This is a genomic window from Levilactobacillus yonginensis (assembly GCF_964065165.1).
GTDB classification, from domain to species: Bacteria; Bacillota; Bacilli; order Lactobacillales; family Lactobacillaceae; genus Levilactobacillus; species Levilactobacillus yonginensis_A.
In genome coordinates, this window is record NZ_OZ061549.1 from 914,417 (window position 1) to 930,422 (window position 16,006).

The 16,006-nt window shown below is 46.2% G+C and carries 14 protein-coding genes and 1 tRNA gene; 2 read left to right on the plus strand and 13 right to left on the minus strand.

Annotated features, from left to right (window positions below):
* The first annotated feature begins 1 nt into the window (after window position 1).
* Window positions 2–2,161, plus strand: coding sequence for an RNA degradosome polyphosphate kinase (locus tag AB3Y94_RS04535; RefSeq protein ID WP_367296481.1), 2,160 nt, complete (start codon window positions 2–4; stop codon window positions 2,159–2,161).
* Entirely contained in the window at window positions 2,162–3,097 is a 936-nt protein-coding gene (gene ppx, locus AB3Y94_RS04540) for an exopolyphosphatase (protein ID WP_367295214.1), read from the plus strand.
* 394 nt (window positions 3,098–3,491) lie between these two features.
* Here ppx and AB3Y94_RS04545 read toward each other — a convergent pair whose 3' ends face one another.
* From AB3Y94_RS04545 to glmS, 13 genes are all read right to left on the minus strand, one after another.
* Window positions 3,492–4,250 carry an ABC transporter ATP-binding protein gene (locus AB3Y94_RS04545; RefSeq protein ID WP_367295215.1) on the minus strand — a complete coding sequence of 253 codons (759 nt, stop codon included), beginning with the start codon at window positions 4,248–4,250 and terminating at the stop codon, window positions 3,492–3,494.
* On the minus strand, window positions 4,231–5,199 hold the full coding sequence (locus AB3Y94_RS04550; protein WP_367295216.1) for an iron ABC transporter permease: 969 nt from the start codon (window positions 5,197–5,199) through the stop codon (window positions 4,231–4,233). The genes AB3Y94_RS04545 and AB3Y94_RS04550 overlap by 20 nt, the downstream gene beginning before the upstream one ends.
* A complete protein-coding gene (isdE, locus tag AB3Y94_RS04555) occupies window positions 5,196–6,089 on the minus strand; it encodes a heme ABC transporter substrate-binding protein IsdE (RefSeq protein ID WP_367295217.1) in 894 nt (297 codons plus the stop codon). The genes AB3Y94_RS04550 and isdE overlap by 4 nt, the downstream gene beginning before the upstream one ends.
* 14 nt (window positions 6,090–6,103) lie before the next feature.
* On the minus strand, window positions 6,104–6,856 hold the full coding sequence (locus AB3Y94_RS04560) for an NEAT domain-containing protein (RefSeq protein WP_367295218.1): 753 nt from the start codon (window positions 6,854–6,856) through the stop codon (window positions 6,104–6,106).
* Entirely contained in the window at window positions 6,849–8,024 is a 1,176-nt protein-coding gene (locus tag AB3Y94_RS04565) for an NEAT domain-containing protein (protein ID WP_367295219.1), read from the minus strand. Before AB3Y94_RS04565 ends, AB3Y94_RS04560 begins: the two co-directional genes overlap by 8 nt.
* A gap of 68 nt (window positions 8,025–8,092) precedes the next feature.
* Window positions 8,093–8,809: an NEAT domain-containing protein gene (locus AB3Y94_RS04570; protein ID WP_367295220.1), complete on the minus strand. Its 717-nt coding sequence runs from the start codon at window positions 8,807–8,809 to the stop codon at window positions 8,093–8,095.
* Between the two features lie 215 nt (window positions 8,810–9,024).
* Window positions 9,025–9,096, minus strand: a tRNA-Asn gene (locus tag AB3Y94_RS04575).
* 76 nt (window positions 9,097–9,172) lie between these two features.
* Window positions 9,173–9,481, minus strand: coding sequence for a hypothetical protein (locus AB3Y94_RS04580; RefSeq protein ID WP_367295221.1), 309 nt, complete (start codon window positions 9,479–9,481; stop codon window positions 9,173–9,175).
* 460 nt (window positions 9,482–9,941) lie between these two features.
* On the minus strand, window positions 9,942–11,027 hold the full coding sequence (locus AB3Y94_RS04585) for an ABC transporter ATP-binding protein (RefSeq protein WP_367295222.1): 1,086 nt from the start codon (window positions 11,025–11,027) through the stop codon (window positions 9,942–9,944).
* A gap of 322 nt (window positions 11,028–11,349) precedes the next feature.
* On the minus strand, window positions 11,350–12,771 hold the full coding sequence (locus AB3Y94_RS04590; protein ID WP_367295223.1) for a glycoside hydrolase family 73 protein: 1,422 nt from the start codon (window positions 12,769–12,771) through the stop codon (window positions 11,350–11,352).
* Window positions 12,772–12,874: 103 nt separating this feature from the next.
* Window positions 12,875–13,579, minus strand: a complete 705-nt coding sequence (locus AB3Y94_RS04595; protein WP_367296482.1) for a glucosamine-6-phosphate deaminase — start codon at window positions 13,577–13,579, stop codon at window positions 12,875–12,877.
* Window positions 13,580–13,823: 244 nt separating this feature from the next.
* Complete coding sequence (locus AB3Y94_RS04600) at window positions 13,824–13,946, minus strand: hypothetical protein (RefSeq protein WP_263853481.1); 123 nt, start codon at window positions 13,944–13,946, stop codon at window positions 13,824–13,826.
* Window positions 13,947–14,127: 181 nt separating this feature from the next.
* Entirely contained in the window at window positions 14,128–15,945 is a 1,818-nt protein-coding gene (glmS, locus tag AB3Y94_RS04605; protein ID WP_367295224.1) for a glutamine--fructose-6-phosphate transaminase (isomerizing), read from the minus strand.
* Window positions 15,946–16,006: the final 61 nt, after the last annotated feature.

Sequence of the window (16,006 nt, forward strand, 5' to 3'; positions counted from 1 at the left end):
GTTGGATTTTACAAAGCCCAAGTACTATACCAATCGAGAACTCAGTTGGCTCGACTTTAACGATCGGGTTCTTGAAGAAGCTCGTGACAAAGCAAACCCACTACTCGAACGGGTCCGGTTTTTAGGAATTACGCAAAGTAACGTTGACGAATTTTTCATGGTCCGCGTCGCCTCACTGTCTAAACTGGCAGCTGTTAACTACCCTAAACCTGATGCGTCCGGGATGACTGCCGAGGATCAATTACTAGCAGTCAACGCGAAGGCCCATGACCAGGTGATCAAACAATACTCGACCCTCAATCGGATGTTGTTACCGGCGCTAGCGAACCTGAACGTCCACTTATTAACACCAGCTAATTTATCTGCCCAGCAGGCCCGGTTTATTGAGAAATACTTCAACGATGAAATTTCACCGGCACTGACTCCCATGGCAGTCGACAGCTCCCGGCCCTTCCCGTTCATTGGCAATAACACCCTAAACATTGCCATGCGGCTCTTCAAAAATGGTGATAAAAAAGACCGGCGCTTTGCCACAGTCCAAGTACCTGAAATCTTCCCTCGAACCGTCAGACTTCCTGGTGCTGACAACGATTTCATCCTGTTGGAAGATATTATCAAAACCTTCATCGGAAACCTCTTCATTGGCTATCAAGTCAAGGAAGCTGCCAATTATCGGGTCATCCGGGATATGGACTTGGATGTGGCCGAAGAAGATACGTCTGACCTGTTAAAAGAAGTGGAACACCAACTCAAAAAACGGGAACATGGAAGTGCCGTCCGTTTGGAAGTAGAATCTGGCATCAGCCAGTCCTTGCGGAAACGTTTGACGGCCGCTATCAAGATTGACGACTATGCCGTCTACGAAATCGGTGGCCCCATCGACTTGACCTTTCTCAGCAAGCTTACCAAGCAAATTAGCGGGCACGCCGAGGAAAGCTACCCCGCCTTTAAATCAGCCGAGGTTCCTGGCCTCCAGCACGATGACGACATTTTCAAGACCATTCGGCAACACGACGTACTAGTCCATCACCCATTTGATTCCTTCTCAGCAGTAACTGAACTGATCCGCCAAGCCGCCTGCGACGATGGTGTTCTGGCCATCAAGATGACTCTATACCGGGTCTCGGCTAATTCACCCATTATTAAATACCTCGGAAGCGCCGCTCAAAACGGTAAACAGGTCACCGTTCTGGTCGAAGTCAAAGCCCGTTTTGATGAAGAAAATAACGTCCACTGGGCCCAACAACTGGAAAAGATGGGCTGTCACGTTATTTACGGTCTAATCGGTTTGAAAACCCACTGTAAGCTAGCCTTAATCGTTCGGCGGGAACCCGATGGTATCCGGCGCTACATGCACATGGGCACTGGAAACTACAACGACGTCACCGCCCACTTCTACACTGACTTGGGCCTCATGACGACTAACACTGACATGGGAATCGATGCCTCAAACATCTTCAATATGTTATCCGGTTACTCAGAACCCCCATACTTTCATCAACTTCACATGTCTCCCGATGGAATTCGCGACTTCATCGTGTCCAAAATTGATCAGGAAATTGCGAACGCCAAGAGTGGTCAACCAGCCTGGATCGAGATGAAAATGAACTCCCTCTCGGATTCCGCCATGATTGCTAAGCTTTACGAAGCTTCCCATGCGGGCGTCCAAATCAAACTCATCGTCCGGGGCATCTGCTGTCTAAACGTCGGCATCCCCGAGTTAAGCGAACATATTGAGGTCCATTCCATCGTCGGTCGCTTTCTAGAACACAGTCGGGTTTACGGCTTCGCCAACGCTGGCGATCCACAAGTTTACTTGTCCAGTGCCGACCTCATGACACGAAACCTCAACCGGCGGGTGGAGCTGCTCTTCCCAATCTTGAAGGACGACCTCCGACAACGAGTTTTTGACATTTTCTCAACGCTCTGGCATGATAACGTCAAGACGCGTGTCCTAATGCCTGACCGGACGTTCACCCGAGTGGACCGGCGGGGGCTAGAACCACTGGATGCGCAGGAAGAATTCATGCAGCAAGCTGAGCAAAAAACCGCTGCGAATACAGCCCGACCGACCAAGGAAACAAATGCGCCGCGCCAATTCAAACCGATGCTCAGTCCCAAGAACCAACCCAAATCCCCCATTGATCGGAGTATTGAATAAATGGAAAATTTAGTCGTTATTGACTTAGGCTCCAACTCGGTTCGTATGACCATTAGTGAAATTGACGAGGCTGGCACCCCCAATACAGTCAACCAGGTCAAACGCTACGTTCGTCTCTCGGAAAATATGGGAGCCGAACAGGTCTTACAACCTGAAGCTATCGACCGCACGCTGGAAGCCCTGCGAGAATTCAAAAAAATCTACGCTGAATTAGACGCTCCGCGAATCAAGGCGGTGGCTACGGCTGCTGTTCGCCAGGCTAGCAACCAAAAACAATTTTTAAAGTTGGTCAAGGATGAACTTGGTCTTACTTTCGACGTCATCTCTGGAACTACCGAGGCCCGATACGACTACCTGGGGGTCGTGCACACGCTGCCGATCATCAACGGTTTGCTAGTCGACACTGGTGGCGCTTCTTCTGAACTCATTCTGGTTCAAAACAGACAAATGAAACACGTTGTCTCAATTCCGCTAGGTTCAGTGACCCTGTCACAGGCCTATTTGGAAAGTGATAAGGTTCAGGCCGACTCACTCTTCTCAGCGATGACTTTTGTGAACAACGTCTTCAACGACGTCTGGTGGTTAAACGAGGCTAAGAACCTCCCCGTCATCGGATTAGGCGGTGCCAACCGAACGTTAGCCAAGATCAACCGGCGGAACAAGAACTTCTTGAATTTTGAAGACGTCCATGGCTACAAGCTGGGGGCGGACGACGTGTACGCCACCCTTACCCAGTTGCTTGGTCTCAACTTGGCCGAACGAAAAAAGGTTCCTGGACTCTCCAAGGACCGGGCCGACATCATCATTGGTGGCTTGATTCCCGTGGCTCTACTAATGCGTTTGTTAGACTCACAACAAATCACCTTTTCTAACGCTGGTCTGCGTGACGGTATTTTATTTGAACGTATTGAACAGATAAAATCAGCGATTGATTAACTGTTCATTAAATGCAGGCAGTCTCCGCCTTACCGGCCGCTAGATATGGCTCACCCCCCAGTCAGGGACTGGATTTTATGCCACTTGGTTAACCGGTATTGATCACGGGACTTTTCAGAGGTTCAATTCACTTTCGAATTGGACCTCTTTTTTTATTCTAATTTTGCACGCAATTTGAATTCGACTACTGACGTTTAGCCAACTTCGATAGCCCTAAATCATGCGCTTTATTTATGTCGATTACCGCGCTCACGTTCGCCTTGATTTCTAATCAGTCCCGACAAATGCTTTTCTAGCAAAAAAAGATGATGAGCACAAATACTCACCACCCTCTAAATTATCATCTAAAATGGTTTGCTAAATAACTGCTATTTCAAGTTCATCAGCTCACCGGTCACTTTGGTAGCTGCACAATATAGGGGCCTAACTTCGGTACCTCAACAATCTCTACTGCTGTCTTAAACGTTTGCGCCAACAACGGCGCTGTCCTTAATTCAGCTGGCGTCCCGCTTTTAATCAACTTACCGTCCTGCAATAACCACAGCCAATCACTGATTCGAAAAGCCTGGTTAATGTCGTGAAGTACTTGAACCACCGTCATCCCCTGCGCTGCCAAATCCCGGAGTTGCCCCATTAATGTTTGTTGATAGTGCACATCCAAGTAAGTCGTCGGCTCATCCAAAAGAAGTACCCGCGGCTCCTGGGCTAACGCTGCAGCTAACCAAACCCGTTGCTGCTGGCCCCCCGATAGGTTTTGAATCAAATCATCCGCCAGGTCGTTGAGCCCATTAGCTTTGAGGTACGGAGCCACTTCCGCAGCGGGGACCTGGGATAGTAACCCGTGGTAAGGTAATCGGCCGGTCGCCACCACTTCACGGACCGTCAATTCATCAAATAACTCATGCTGCTGAGCCACTAGTGCCACTTGCTGAGCAAACTGGCGATCAGATAAGGTGTGGCTATCTTTGCCAGCCACCAACACTGTGCCCTGCTGTGGTTGCAACCGCCGACCCAAAATGTTGAGTAATGTCGATTTTCCTGCACCGTTGGGACCAATGATCGTTGTGACCTGACCTTTAGGAAAATGGCCAGATAGGTCCACTAAGCCCGTTGATTGCTGGGGGTATTGGTAACTAATGTGTTGACATTCCATGTAGAACTCGCCCCCGTTGTAAGAGAATTATAACGAACGGCCCACCAATGATAGCCATCATTGTCGCCGCTGAAATTTCACTGGGCACAATGACCGTCCGCCCCAGCGTATCTGCAGCCAACATCAACCAAGCACCTGCCAGCATTGAAAATGGCAGGAGTGTTTGGTAATCGTGCCCCACGATATGCCGCGCAATGTTAGGCACTACGATTCCGACAAAGGGAATAGCCCCCACAATGGCTGTAACACTTGTAGCTAAGTAGGTCGCTAAAAGCAACAAACTCCACCGAAGAACGCTAACGGGAATACCAACGTTTCTAAGAGCATCATCGGGTAGTTTAAGGTAATTAGCCCAGGGTGCTAGTATCAGTGCTACAAAGAGCCCTAAGCCCCCTAGAATGAGCAGAATCGTCGTATCTGTCCACGTCATGGCATTGAAGGTACTCTGGCTAACCTGAGTGGCCCCACTACTCAACAATCGTTGTAACCCGACAAACGTAGCATCTAACGCCACCCCGACAATGATCAGGCGATACGGATTGCTGAGGGCTTTACCGCTAGTTAAAATCACTAGCGCTACCAAGCCACCCAGAATGGCCATCACCCAGGAACGTCCAGGTAACCAAGGAATCAGCATCGCCCCACCTAATTTGAAGAAGTCAGCTGCCGAGCTGATACCTAAGATACTGGGGTCAGCAATGGGGTTGCGAAAGACTGCTTGAAAAAGAGCACCGGCAACTGCCAGACTCCCTCCACAAATCAAACTACTTAAAATCCGAGGAACCCGTAAGGAAAAGACCGTCGTAAAATCACGACTGGCCGGCGCCCCCGCAATTCTTCCCAGCTGGCTCAAACTAATCCAGGTGGTGCCCACCATTAAAGCCACCAAGATGGTGATGCACAACAGGGTCAGGACCCCACTATACCACCAGCCTGCGTACTTTTTCATGCGGTCGCCCCCTTCGGATACAACCACTGGCTAACCTGATTCAAGGCCGCCACCACGTTCATATTCGCTGTGGCATCAAAGGTCGGCTCATGCAAGTCATAGACGCGATGTTGCTTAACCGCCGCGGTCTTGGCCCACATACCATTTTGCTTGAACTCCTGCTTGAATTGTTGGGTAACCATTGTCGGCATGGCGTGTTCCAACCGTAAGATCACCTGTGGATTTGCCTTTTGAATAGCCTCTTCATTCGGTTGTAAGTATTCCTGCTTTGGCTGTGCAAACACATTTTTACCGCCAGCCAATTGCACCAAATCACCCACGTAAGAGTGATTTGTCGCTACCATATAATTGGCACCAGGCAACCCCATCAAAACGAGCACCCGTGGCGTTTGCCGGTTCTCAGCCCGCCGTTGGGCTCGTTGTTTAGCCCGCTTGATCAGCTGCACCTGCTTAGCAGCAGCTGATTGTCGATTATAGGTTTTTCCCAACTGAGTTAGCGTCTTTTCAAGACTAGCAACACTAGCTAGGTTGAGAAAATGTGGCGCCACATGTTGTTCCTTAAAGGCTTTCCCAAACTGATCATCCAGTGTCGTCACCGAGTACACCGCCGTTGGTTTTAACGACGTGATTTTTTCAACACTCGGATTCATGGGATTCCCCACTTTAGTTACGTGTTGGTACTGCTTCGGTAATTTATTTTGCGTCGTCGGTACCCCGACCAACGGTAAATTCAGTTTATCCGCAATCTGAACAATCGCGTAGGTGGTTGCAACGATTCGTGGCTGTGCTTGCTTTTGTCGTTGCTGCTGCCAAGCAACTCCGCCACCAACGATGCCCAAAACAATCAAAACAGCTAGCGTGATCAGTCCAATTTTTCGTGGATTTTGCATTTAAGACCGACCTCCTAATGACGTCCGAAGTACCACCAACTACCACCGCCAACCAGAACTACGATTGCTACAATTCCCCCAATCAAGCCACCCCAATGGGTCTTTTGCGCAGGAACCTTAGCGGCACTATCCGCCTCCTGAGACTTAGCTGTGGAAGAAGTGCTAGATTGGTGACTACCGTTCGAGATGGAACTAGTAGTGGGCTTAGAACTCGTCGCGGACGGCTTAGTGCTACTAGCCGAACTAGCTGACGTCTTTTCTGATGCAGATGCTGAACCCGCTTTATTGGTTACCGGAGCTGTCGTCGTTTTTTTAGCGGTCGACGTGTTAAGTTCCGGCAGACCCTTGGTTTGAAATTTAAACGAAATATTGTGCTTAGCCTTGTAAACTTTGGGCACATTTATCGACAACTTCGCATTGATTCGTGACTTCAAACTCGTGGTCGTAAATGAATAGTAAAGATGTGAGTTCCCAGCAGCGTCCTTTTTTTTATGAACATTCTGCGGAGATTGGCCGTTCACTGAAGTCACTGTAACCGGCCAACTGGTCAACTTTTTGGCCGTCTTAATGTCCATAGTTACCACGTACGCATGGTTTTTAACAACCACCTTAGCTGGGCGAACAAAATACCCGCTTGCCATTGACGTTTGATTGGTGCCGTACTTCAGCGCCGAATAGCTGACATCCTGGGCAAGCGCTGGCTTAGCCCAATAAACACCCACAGCAACCGTACAGAGGAGCAGGAGTAAGCTTAACATTTTACGCATGACGCTTACCTCCCCAGATAATTAGTGTCCCTAAAAGAACACTTCCCACTACAGTTGCCGCAAGATTGCGCTGGTGACCAGTCTCGGGCAGTTTAGCGGCGCTTGTTGCACGGCTAGCAGCCGGTGCCGCACCAGGCTTCGCAACCGTCTTCTTAGGTAACGCGCTCACGTTAGCCGCCGATGCTAGGTTGGCGGCACCACTCGCCGCAAATCGAAAGCGCACTGGAAATGTTTGACTAATATTTAGGGCAGGCACTGTCACGTGAATCTTACCAGGAATCAGGCGCTTGGTTAGATCTCGTAAGCTTGAAATCGTAAAAGTATAGGACATTGTATAATTACTCCCACTCTGGCCATAGCTGACGTTCTGCGGTGACTGGCCGTTGATGGCCTCTGGTACAACTGCCTTAGGGCCCAATTTTAACGACTTCGCATACTTCACGTTTAAGGTAACTTGATACCCAGTTTTGGTTGGAACTACCTTAGCAACATCCGTATAGTACTGATCAGCATCAGATTTCTTCATTTTGTTGCCTTGAATCACCTGATATTTCCAGTATTCTGCTGACTTAGTTGCCGGCTTAGAAATAGAAGAAGTAGCCGTCGTACTCTTGGTCGTTGTTGCTTTCGGCTCACTAACTGCCGAATGACTACTCGAGTTAACCGTGGTTTTCGCCAACTTTTCCGCCTGACTCAACAAGTTAGCCGCCGTGGCGTCCGATGAAACCGCCTTGGCCTGGTCCCAGGCAAGCGTCATTCGAGCTGATTCCTTCATTGCCCCCATTGGCGTTGTCAAATTGAAGGAAGTCGCCAACGGACTAACTGGCTTAGCCAAACTAAATTGATAAATTGCTTGACTATCGACCGTTTTCGCCAAGGTCAGAGTTGCCCCAGCGACTTTCATTGATTTGATATACTGCTCACCATTCGACGTAATCATCACAGTATACTGGCCATTCTTTGTTCGAACCACAGCTGTATCACCAAAAAATGCGTTGGCCGAAGAGGTGGACCCTGAGTCCGCCTTAATAATTTTCATGGGCACCCGATAGATGCCATCGTCTAGAGTCGTTGCGGCATGCACAGCTTGCGTTTGGTTGAAGCTCACCGCAACGATGCCCAGCATCAGCAATCCCACGACTTGTAAAAATCGTCTAAATTGTTGCATTATTGCTCCCCCATTTCTTTATTTGAATACGCAAAAAATCACCACCGACTTGGCAGTGATTTTTCCACTTACTTAACGGTAACGGTCTTCGTTACGGTCTTGTACCCAGCCTTAGAAGCGGTAACCTTTAACTTCCAGCTCTTCTTAACGGCCTTCTTCAATTTGACCGTATAAGCCTTCTTTTTACTTGTCACTTTACCTAAAGTCTTAGTCCCATGCTTAACGGTGACTTTAGCACCTTTAGTCGTGGTCCCAGCAACCTTCTTGGCCTTAGCCTTGATTTTCTTCGTACTCAACTTCACCTTAGATGTTGCAGCTAACGAACTCGTCTTAAATTTAAGCGTGGCGGATTCTTTCATGATTTGTGGCATATTGGGAATGTTCAAAGCAAAACTAATGGTCTGACTCTTTTTCAAGTTAACGTGACTAAACGTATAAACGTTCCCAGTAGTAGACTTGGTCACCTTCGCCTGCTTGCCACCCAAAGTAATTGATTGAATCATCTGGTTAGCTGCTGCAGTAGTTTTCAAAGCCACTGACGTCTTCTTGTTTTTGGCAACCACATTTGCCTTCAAACTAAAGTAAGCCGCCGCATCAGAAGGTGTACTGGTGCCTGTCTTGAGAATACTGTAAGCAATCCGGTACTTACCATTTGCGAGCTTAGCAGCATTCAGACTCGCGGCTTGGGCAGTCGGTGTTGGCGCAATTACCTGACTCAGAGGAATACCAGCACCCGCACCTGACAACATTAACAACGCACTTAAAACGGTTAAAGATTTTTTCATAAGTATAACTCCCTCCAAAAAAAGTTAAAATATGTAGACATGTGAATCCGTTTTCATAGTAGCACGATTATTAGTTGAGTACCACACTTTTGCGTCCCAATCATTAAAAAAAGTACGGGTTGAGATAACTTTTGACTTATCGACCGTTAAATGAATTTACCTGCCGATTGTACGAAAAAAGGTTCAGAACTATTCATTCTGAACCCTCTTGACGACTGCTCCGGCTGGGATCGAACCAGCGACCTCTTGATTAACAGTCAATTATTCTACCGCTGAACTACGGAGCAAGAATTGCTATGAGTTAGTTATAACATGCATTCAGGGGTAAAACAAGTGAATTATGAAATTTTTATGAGATTTTTTCTAACCAATATGATTTTCGTGCAGAATGGCTTGGACTTCCTCCTGAACTTCTGCCGGCTTATCCCACTCCTGAAAAGTTTTAAAATCCTCATCAGGCATGGTGTAATGCTCATTAACATAGTCTTCATAGGCTTGAACGTGAGGCGTGTGGGCAATGTTCAACTGTAGAATCCGAACTTGTTTAATCAATCCCCGTTCTACGGCTAACTCCGCCCGACCATTTTGAACCATATTGCTGACTTCCATATACTTACTACCATCTAATCGGGTAATTTCCTCAATTAGTGTAAATACTTCGTGACTTTTCATCACTACTCACCTCCGCACAATTTTCTATTATACCGTGATTTTAGACAAAACAAAACCACTACCAGGGAATGGCAGTGGTCGGCATAAGAGAGAAAGAGAATTGATTAGAAGGTAATTATTAATACCTTACGTATATAATATACCGACATTTGTAAGCGCTGTCAACCGCTTTCTGAAAATAATTATAGATTTTACCAATTTTTTTATTGAAAGGTGGGCTGTGCTAACATTTACGACGGTTGAAAAGAATTAAATTTTCTTAGCGGTTACCTAAAAATCTAAAATTGCACAAAAAAGGCCGGGCACACGATCCCGACCTTGCCATTTAGTTCTTCACCAAATGAGAGATAAACCTCTATTCGATTCATTGGGAAATCTAATAAAGGGGTAAATAAATGGTAACTTAAAGATAACACGATAAATGATAAAAATCTATCTGTTTTCTTATTATTTTCTAATTCTACTTAACGGCTGACGTCTTGTTGGCATCATGTAAAACCGTCTCTGGATGCACAATGCTGCCTGGGTTCTGCAAAACATCCCCCAGCGAATGACCTGAAACGTTGACCAAACACGTCAAAACGAACAGTACCCCCACAGCTAACGTCAGAATACGATTGCCCCAGCTCATCTTTTCACTGATAACGGATCCGTAGAAACTCTTCTTCACCTCGGCAGCAACGTTGCTGTCGTTAGGCTTCGCCTGTTGCCGTTCTTCGGTAACTTGTTGCTGATAAGCATCAATATCGAAGGTCTTCTGGTTGGCCTTCATTTGACGTTGGAAGTGCTTCTTCTCAGCTTTAGTCTGACCCTTGAACCACTTCGTAAACTCACGGTAGTGCTTCACAACATCTTTTGTGGCTCCAAGTTCCTTCAACGTTCCATAATGGATCCAGGCAACCCGGTCACATAAGATTTCAATCTGCTTCAAAGAGTGACTGACAAAGACAATAGTCTTCCCTTCATCCTTAAATTCAGCAATCTTATCCACACATTTTTGGTAGAAGGTATCGTCCCCTACGGACAAAGCTTCATCAATAATTAAAATGTCCGGATTAACGTGCACAGCAATGGAGAAACCTAGCCGCGACTTCATCCCTGAAGAATAGCTTTTAACGGGCTGATACAAGAAATCACCAATATCCGCAAACGAAACGATATCATCCATCAGGGCATCGATTTCCGGGTTTGTAAGTCCTTGCATCAAGGCCTTCAAACGAATATTTTCCAGTCCTGTTAAATTACCACGAAGTCCAGCACCAATAGCAATGATTGAGGTATCACCCCGAACTTCAACTCCCCCAGTTGTTTGGGGAATAATCCCAGAAATAATGTTCGAGAGCGTCGACTTACCGGAACCATTAACCCCGATTAAACCTAACGTTTCACCGGACTTCACTTCAAGTGAGATTCCCATCAGTGACCAGAAATGAGGCACTGTCGAATTCCGTAAGGAGAAAAACGCCCGTAACTTTTCGGCCTGACTCTTATAAAGGTCGTATTCCTTGGTGACGTTTTGAACTTTGATTTTGTAAGAATTATCCATGAATTAAACTTCCTAACTCAGTTTTTACGTTACCTGTGCCACCCGTCAATAGAACCGGGCTTAGTCTGTTGTATTATACCAAATATTTGAGATTCATGGGAACTTTCTATTCAGCCTTAGACTTTTCTTTAGACCAAAAAGGGAAGTGAGACGGCGGGCAATTAGCTAGTCAGCATTAACCTCCGACGTCGATAGATCCTGGTTTTGAACATTTGACCGCTTGAGATTAAGCAGCGTTAACTGCCTTCTAAGGCTCTTTCAACAGCGTAAAATTTTATAAGAAGAGGTCTGAGACTTTTGTCCCAGACCTCCTAAATCTAATTTATGCGAGGGCTCGTGAATCCACCCAGTAATTCGTTTTGTTGCCATTGAAGCGGACGCGGTACCAGGTCGTCTTATAGGCAGTTTTAACGCCCTTATAATTAACGGTGACCTTCGTTCCCTTCTTCACACCCTTAGGCCAATCAAAACTTTTTTGATTAAAATGGGTTTTCTTAACGTGATTGTACAAATGGTATTTGCTATATTTAGCACTTAGTTTTTTAGTTCCAGTAGCGCTGGCGTATATCACATAATCATACTGAGCACTGGCTGCTGTCTCCGTGGAGGCAATCCAATATTGCTTGCCAGCCACTTTAATCCGATACCAGGTCGTCTTCACGCCGTCTTGCGTCTTAACTGCTTGACTATCCGCCTTGTAAGATTTCCCTTTTAACTTGCTAAGAGAGCCCTTAGACTTCGCCAGGTAGGGAGAATTAAAAACGTGATCGTAGTAACTGCCGCTAACCCCATTGTTAATTTTTACAGTAGCGGAGCCGCTGGTGTACTTGATAGTCGGTAATGTCAGTGCACTGGTGTAAACCCAGTACTTCTTAGCTGAGGTGCTCTTGCTGTAACGAATCCGATACCACGTGGTCTTCTTCCTGGTAGTGGGATCCTTCTTAACTGCCCGCATATCCAAATAAACCAGTCGCCCTTTGTATGCGCCCACCTTACTCCAAGCTGTTTTGGTCACACCAGCCCGCGTATTCTTGACGTGGTTGTACATTCGATAACTACTATACTTACCACTCAAGCGGGCCGTCTGTGTCCCGCTAGCACCATTATAGGTGGCCGTTGCGTACTGTACCTTATCCGCTTCACTAGTTGTATTATTATTTGAGGAAGATGTGGTATTCCCATCTAAGAGCGTGTTTAAACTATATTGCTTAATAAGTTTAATCAGACTAGCGCCATAGGTCGGCGCCGTGGCATAGGTCCCCGTCAGCGCATTAGCAGCAGACGTATAGGAACTGGCATTTTCACGCCAAGTACCACTGTAAATATTCGGATTATAACTCGTCCCATTACGTAACAACGTAGCATTATCCGTCATGGAAGCCTTAGCGCTGGGATACTTCTTAAAAGCTGCATTCGTGTAGTACAGCTGGCCATTAGAGTCATATTCAGAAGTTTGCATGGTCACAGAGGCCCCGTTGTAACTCCCTTTAATACCAAAGTAATTATTGGCGGTCGTAGTCAGCGCACTGGTCCCCCAGCCGCTCTCTAATGCTGCTTGTGCCATCATAACAGAAGGATACAGTTTATATTGATTAGCCACCGACTTCACGGGGCTCTTAAGACTCGAAATAAACGAGTCCGGAGTCGAAGTCGCCGCATGACCTGCCCCTTGGTTTAAATTAAAGCCACCAACTCCAGCACCAACAATCAGTGCTGCAAGTAGCCATCGTTTTGTTCGCTTCATTTTACCGGTTTCCCCCTTAAAATCGCTTTCAGGTCAAGAATACCATAACTTGGCTTCTTGCTGAAAGAAAATTTTATAGAGAACCACTGGTTGCCCAAAATGATTAATCTAACTGACTAGCTGCAGCTTCATCCAAAATTACCGTTACATTCGGATGAGTCTGCAAATAACTGGCTGGAACATCTGGTGTAATTGGGCCTTGAATCATGGCTGAAACAGCCGCAGCCTTAGCCTCACCATACGCTGCAATCAGGATTTGTTTAGACTTCAGAATCGATCCAATCCCCATTGAGTAGGCATAACGGGGAACGTCATTAGCGTTATCAAAGAATCGTGCATTAGCGGCAATAGTTGATTCGGTCAATGCCACTTTATGGGTGGTTGATTCCGGGTCAGTACCAGGTTCGTTGAAACCGATGTGGCCGTTTTGACCCAAACCCAAAAGTTGCAAGTCAATTGGGTGAGCAGCAATAATTTGATCATAGTCGTGCGTAGCGGACTCAGCATCCAAGTTAGACCCGTCTGGAACAAATGATTGTGCGAATGGTTTTTGGTTAAATAAGTGTTGTTGCATGAAATAGTGGTAACTTTGTGGGTGATTAGCATCTAACCCCACGTACTCGTCCAGGTTAACCGATGTTAATTGACTGAAATCCAAGTCACTAGCACCTAATTCATCGTAAATACTAATTGGCGTACTTCCCGTAGCGAGTCCTAAAACCTGGGCCCCGTTATCCAAAGCGCGTTTAAAAATCTCAAATCCAACGTACCCGCCGGTCTTCTTATCATTTACAATTTGTAGATCCATGTTCGTTACTTGTTTCATATCATTCAGTCTCCCTCTCTTAATGGTATAGTCCGATTATAAGTGCTCTAGACCAATTTTGCAAGGATTTTGCTCATTTTTCTCATGATTTTGGGCAAAGAACCGTTAGTTTTCAGAAAAATTGTACCATTCACTAATCAAATTTCCACTTAAGTAGATAACTCGACAATTAATTCAGATACTAGCGAATAAAAAAAGGACGACCTACTGTTGTCCAGTAATCATCCTACTTACGCCGAATTCCCCGACGATTAGCACTTAACTCATTTTGCTGTTTCCGAAATTTTTCGAATGTGGCGTCCTTTTGTTTCTGGTTTTTATGGGCGTCAACGCGCTTTGTATACTTCATCGTTTTCACCACCGTTTTCATTCATATTTAAAGATACTATACAATGAAATGGCATTTTCCGCAAGTGAAAAGCTTGTCGAAACCAGCGTCGAAAGCGCCATCATTCCTAATCTGAAGAGCTTTTCACAAAATAAAAATGCGAACGCCCCTTCACAAGGAAAGGTGTTCGCATCTACATTACTTATTCAACAGTTACACTCTTAGCTAAGTTCCGTGGCTTATCAACATCCAGCCCTTTATTCAAACTGGTGTAGTAGGCTAACAACTGAGCAGGAACCACACTCAACAACGGCATCAACATTTCATCAACGTCAGGCAAGACTAAGTCATCACCTTTAATGGCTAAGCTTTCCCGAACAATCGTAAAGGTCTTAGCACCTCGCGCCATCGTTTCTTGCAAGTTGCTCCGAGTCAAGCCGGCCGTCTTCGCTTGGGTAATAAATCCAATCACTGGCGTCCCCTCTTCAATCAAGGCGATAGTTCCGTGTTTCAATTCACCGGAAGCAAAACCTTCACATTGAATGTACGAAATTTCCTTCAGCTTCAACGCTGCTTCCAAAGAAACGGCGTGATCGAGGCCTCGGCCGATGTAGAAGGCTCGGTTGGTCTGCAACAGGTAGTCACTAGAAATCTTCTCCAACTTGTCCTTTTCATCAACAATGGCTTGCATTCCCGTAGCAACCAAACCAAGTTGCTGGCGAATGTTAAAGTTTTGGGCAATGATCTGACCCGTCATCTGACCTAAAGCTTTAGCCAGGATAGCCTCCAATGCAATTTGGGCGGTGTAGGCTTTCGTAGAAGCAACGGCAATTTCTGGACCAGCATGGAGTAGCAACGTGTAAGTGGCTTCACGGGATAACGTGGAGTTTTGGACGTTGGTAATTGTCAAGCTTGGGTAGCCAGCATCATTGACGTTAACCAAGACCTCACGACTATCAGCCGTTTCACCGGACTGTGTCAGGAAGATAAAGAATGGCTTTTCAGACAACATCGGTTGCTCGTAGGCAAACTCGGAAGAGACGTGCACTTCCGTTGGAATGTGGGCCAAATTTTCAAAGAGCCGCTTTCCAACTAACCCGGCGTGGTAACTGGTACCAGCACCAACGATGTATAACCGATCAGCATCCTTCATAGCTTTCAACAACGTATTATCAATTTGGGGTTCGCCATGTTCTGACAAGTAAGTCTGAGCCAACTTGCGCATCACGTTAGGTTGTTCATCGACTTCTTTTAACATGTAGAATGGGTAAGTTCCCTTATCAGCTTCGTCAGCGTTCATATCAACATGGAATGGCTTCCGTTCTACGGCATTACCTTCAGCATCTTGAATAGCCACCTTGTCAGGCGTGATGGTCACAACTTCACCATCCATTAATTCTAAGAAGTCATGGGTTTCTCGTAACATTGCCAAAGCATCAGAACAAACGACGTTAAAGCCTTCGCCCACACCAATCAACAGTGGACTCTTATTCTTTGCAACAAATAATGTGTCAGGTTGTTCCCGATCCATCATTAAGAAGGCATATGAAGACCCCTTTAACAAGCTCAACGTCTTTAAGAAGGCTTGCTTAGCATCTAACTTATCTTCAACAGCAAATTTGTCGATCAATTGAACAACCACTTCAGTATCCGTTTGGCTCCGGAAAGGAACGTCACTCAAGTACTTCGCTTTTAATTCTTGGAAGTTGTCGATGACACCGTTGTGGACCAGGTAGAACCGGTCATCGTTAGAGAAATGAGGATGCGCATTATCAACGCTAACTACCCCATGGGTTGCCCAACGTGTATGACCAATCCCGGTTGATCCGTGAACATCTGGCGTAATTTTTTCACGTAAATCAGCGATTCGCCCCTTGGTCTTGACCAAGTAGTCTTCGCCCTTTTGATCATTTACGTAAATACCAGCTGAATCATAGCCCCGGTATTCCAACTTCTGGAGGCCCTCAACTAAAATCTTGACTGCGTTGTCGTTCCCCGTAACACCAACAATTCCACACATAATTTTTCTTCCTTTGCTTGACGCCATACCCGGTTCGACCGGACGGGTCAGTTTTTTATGA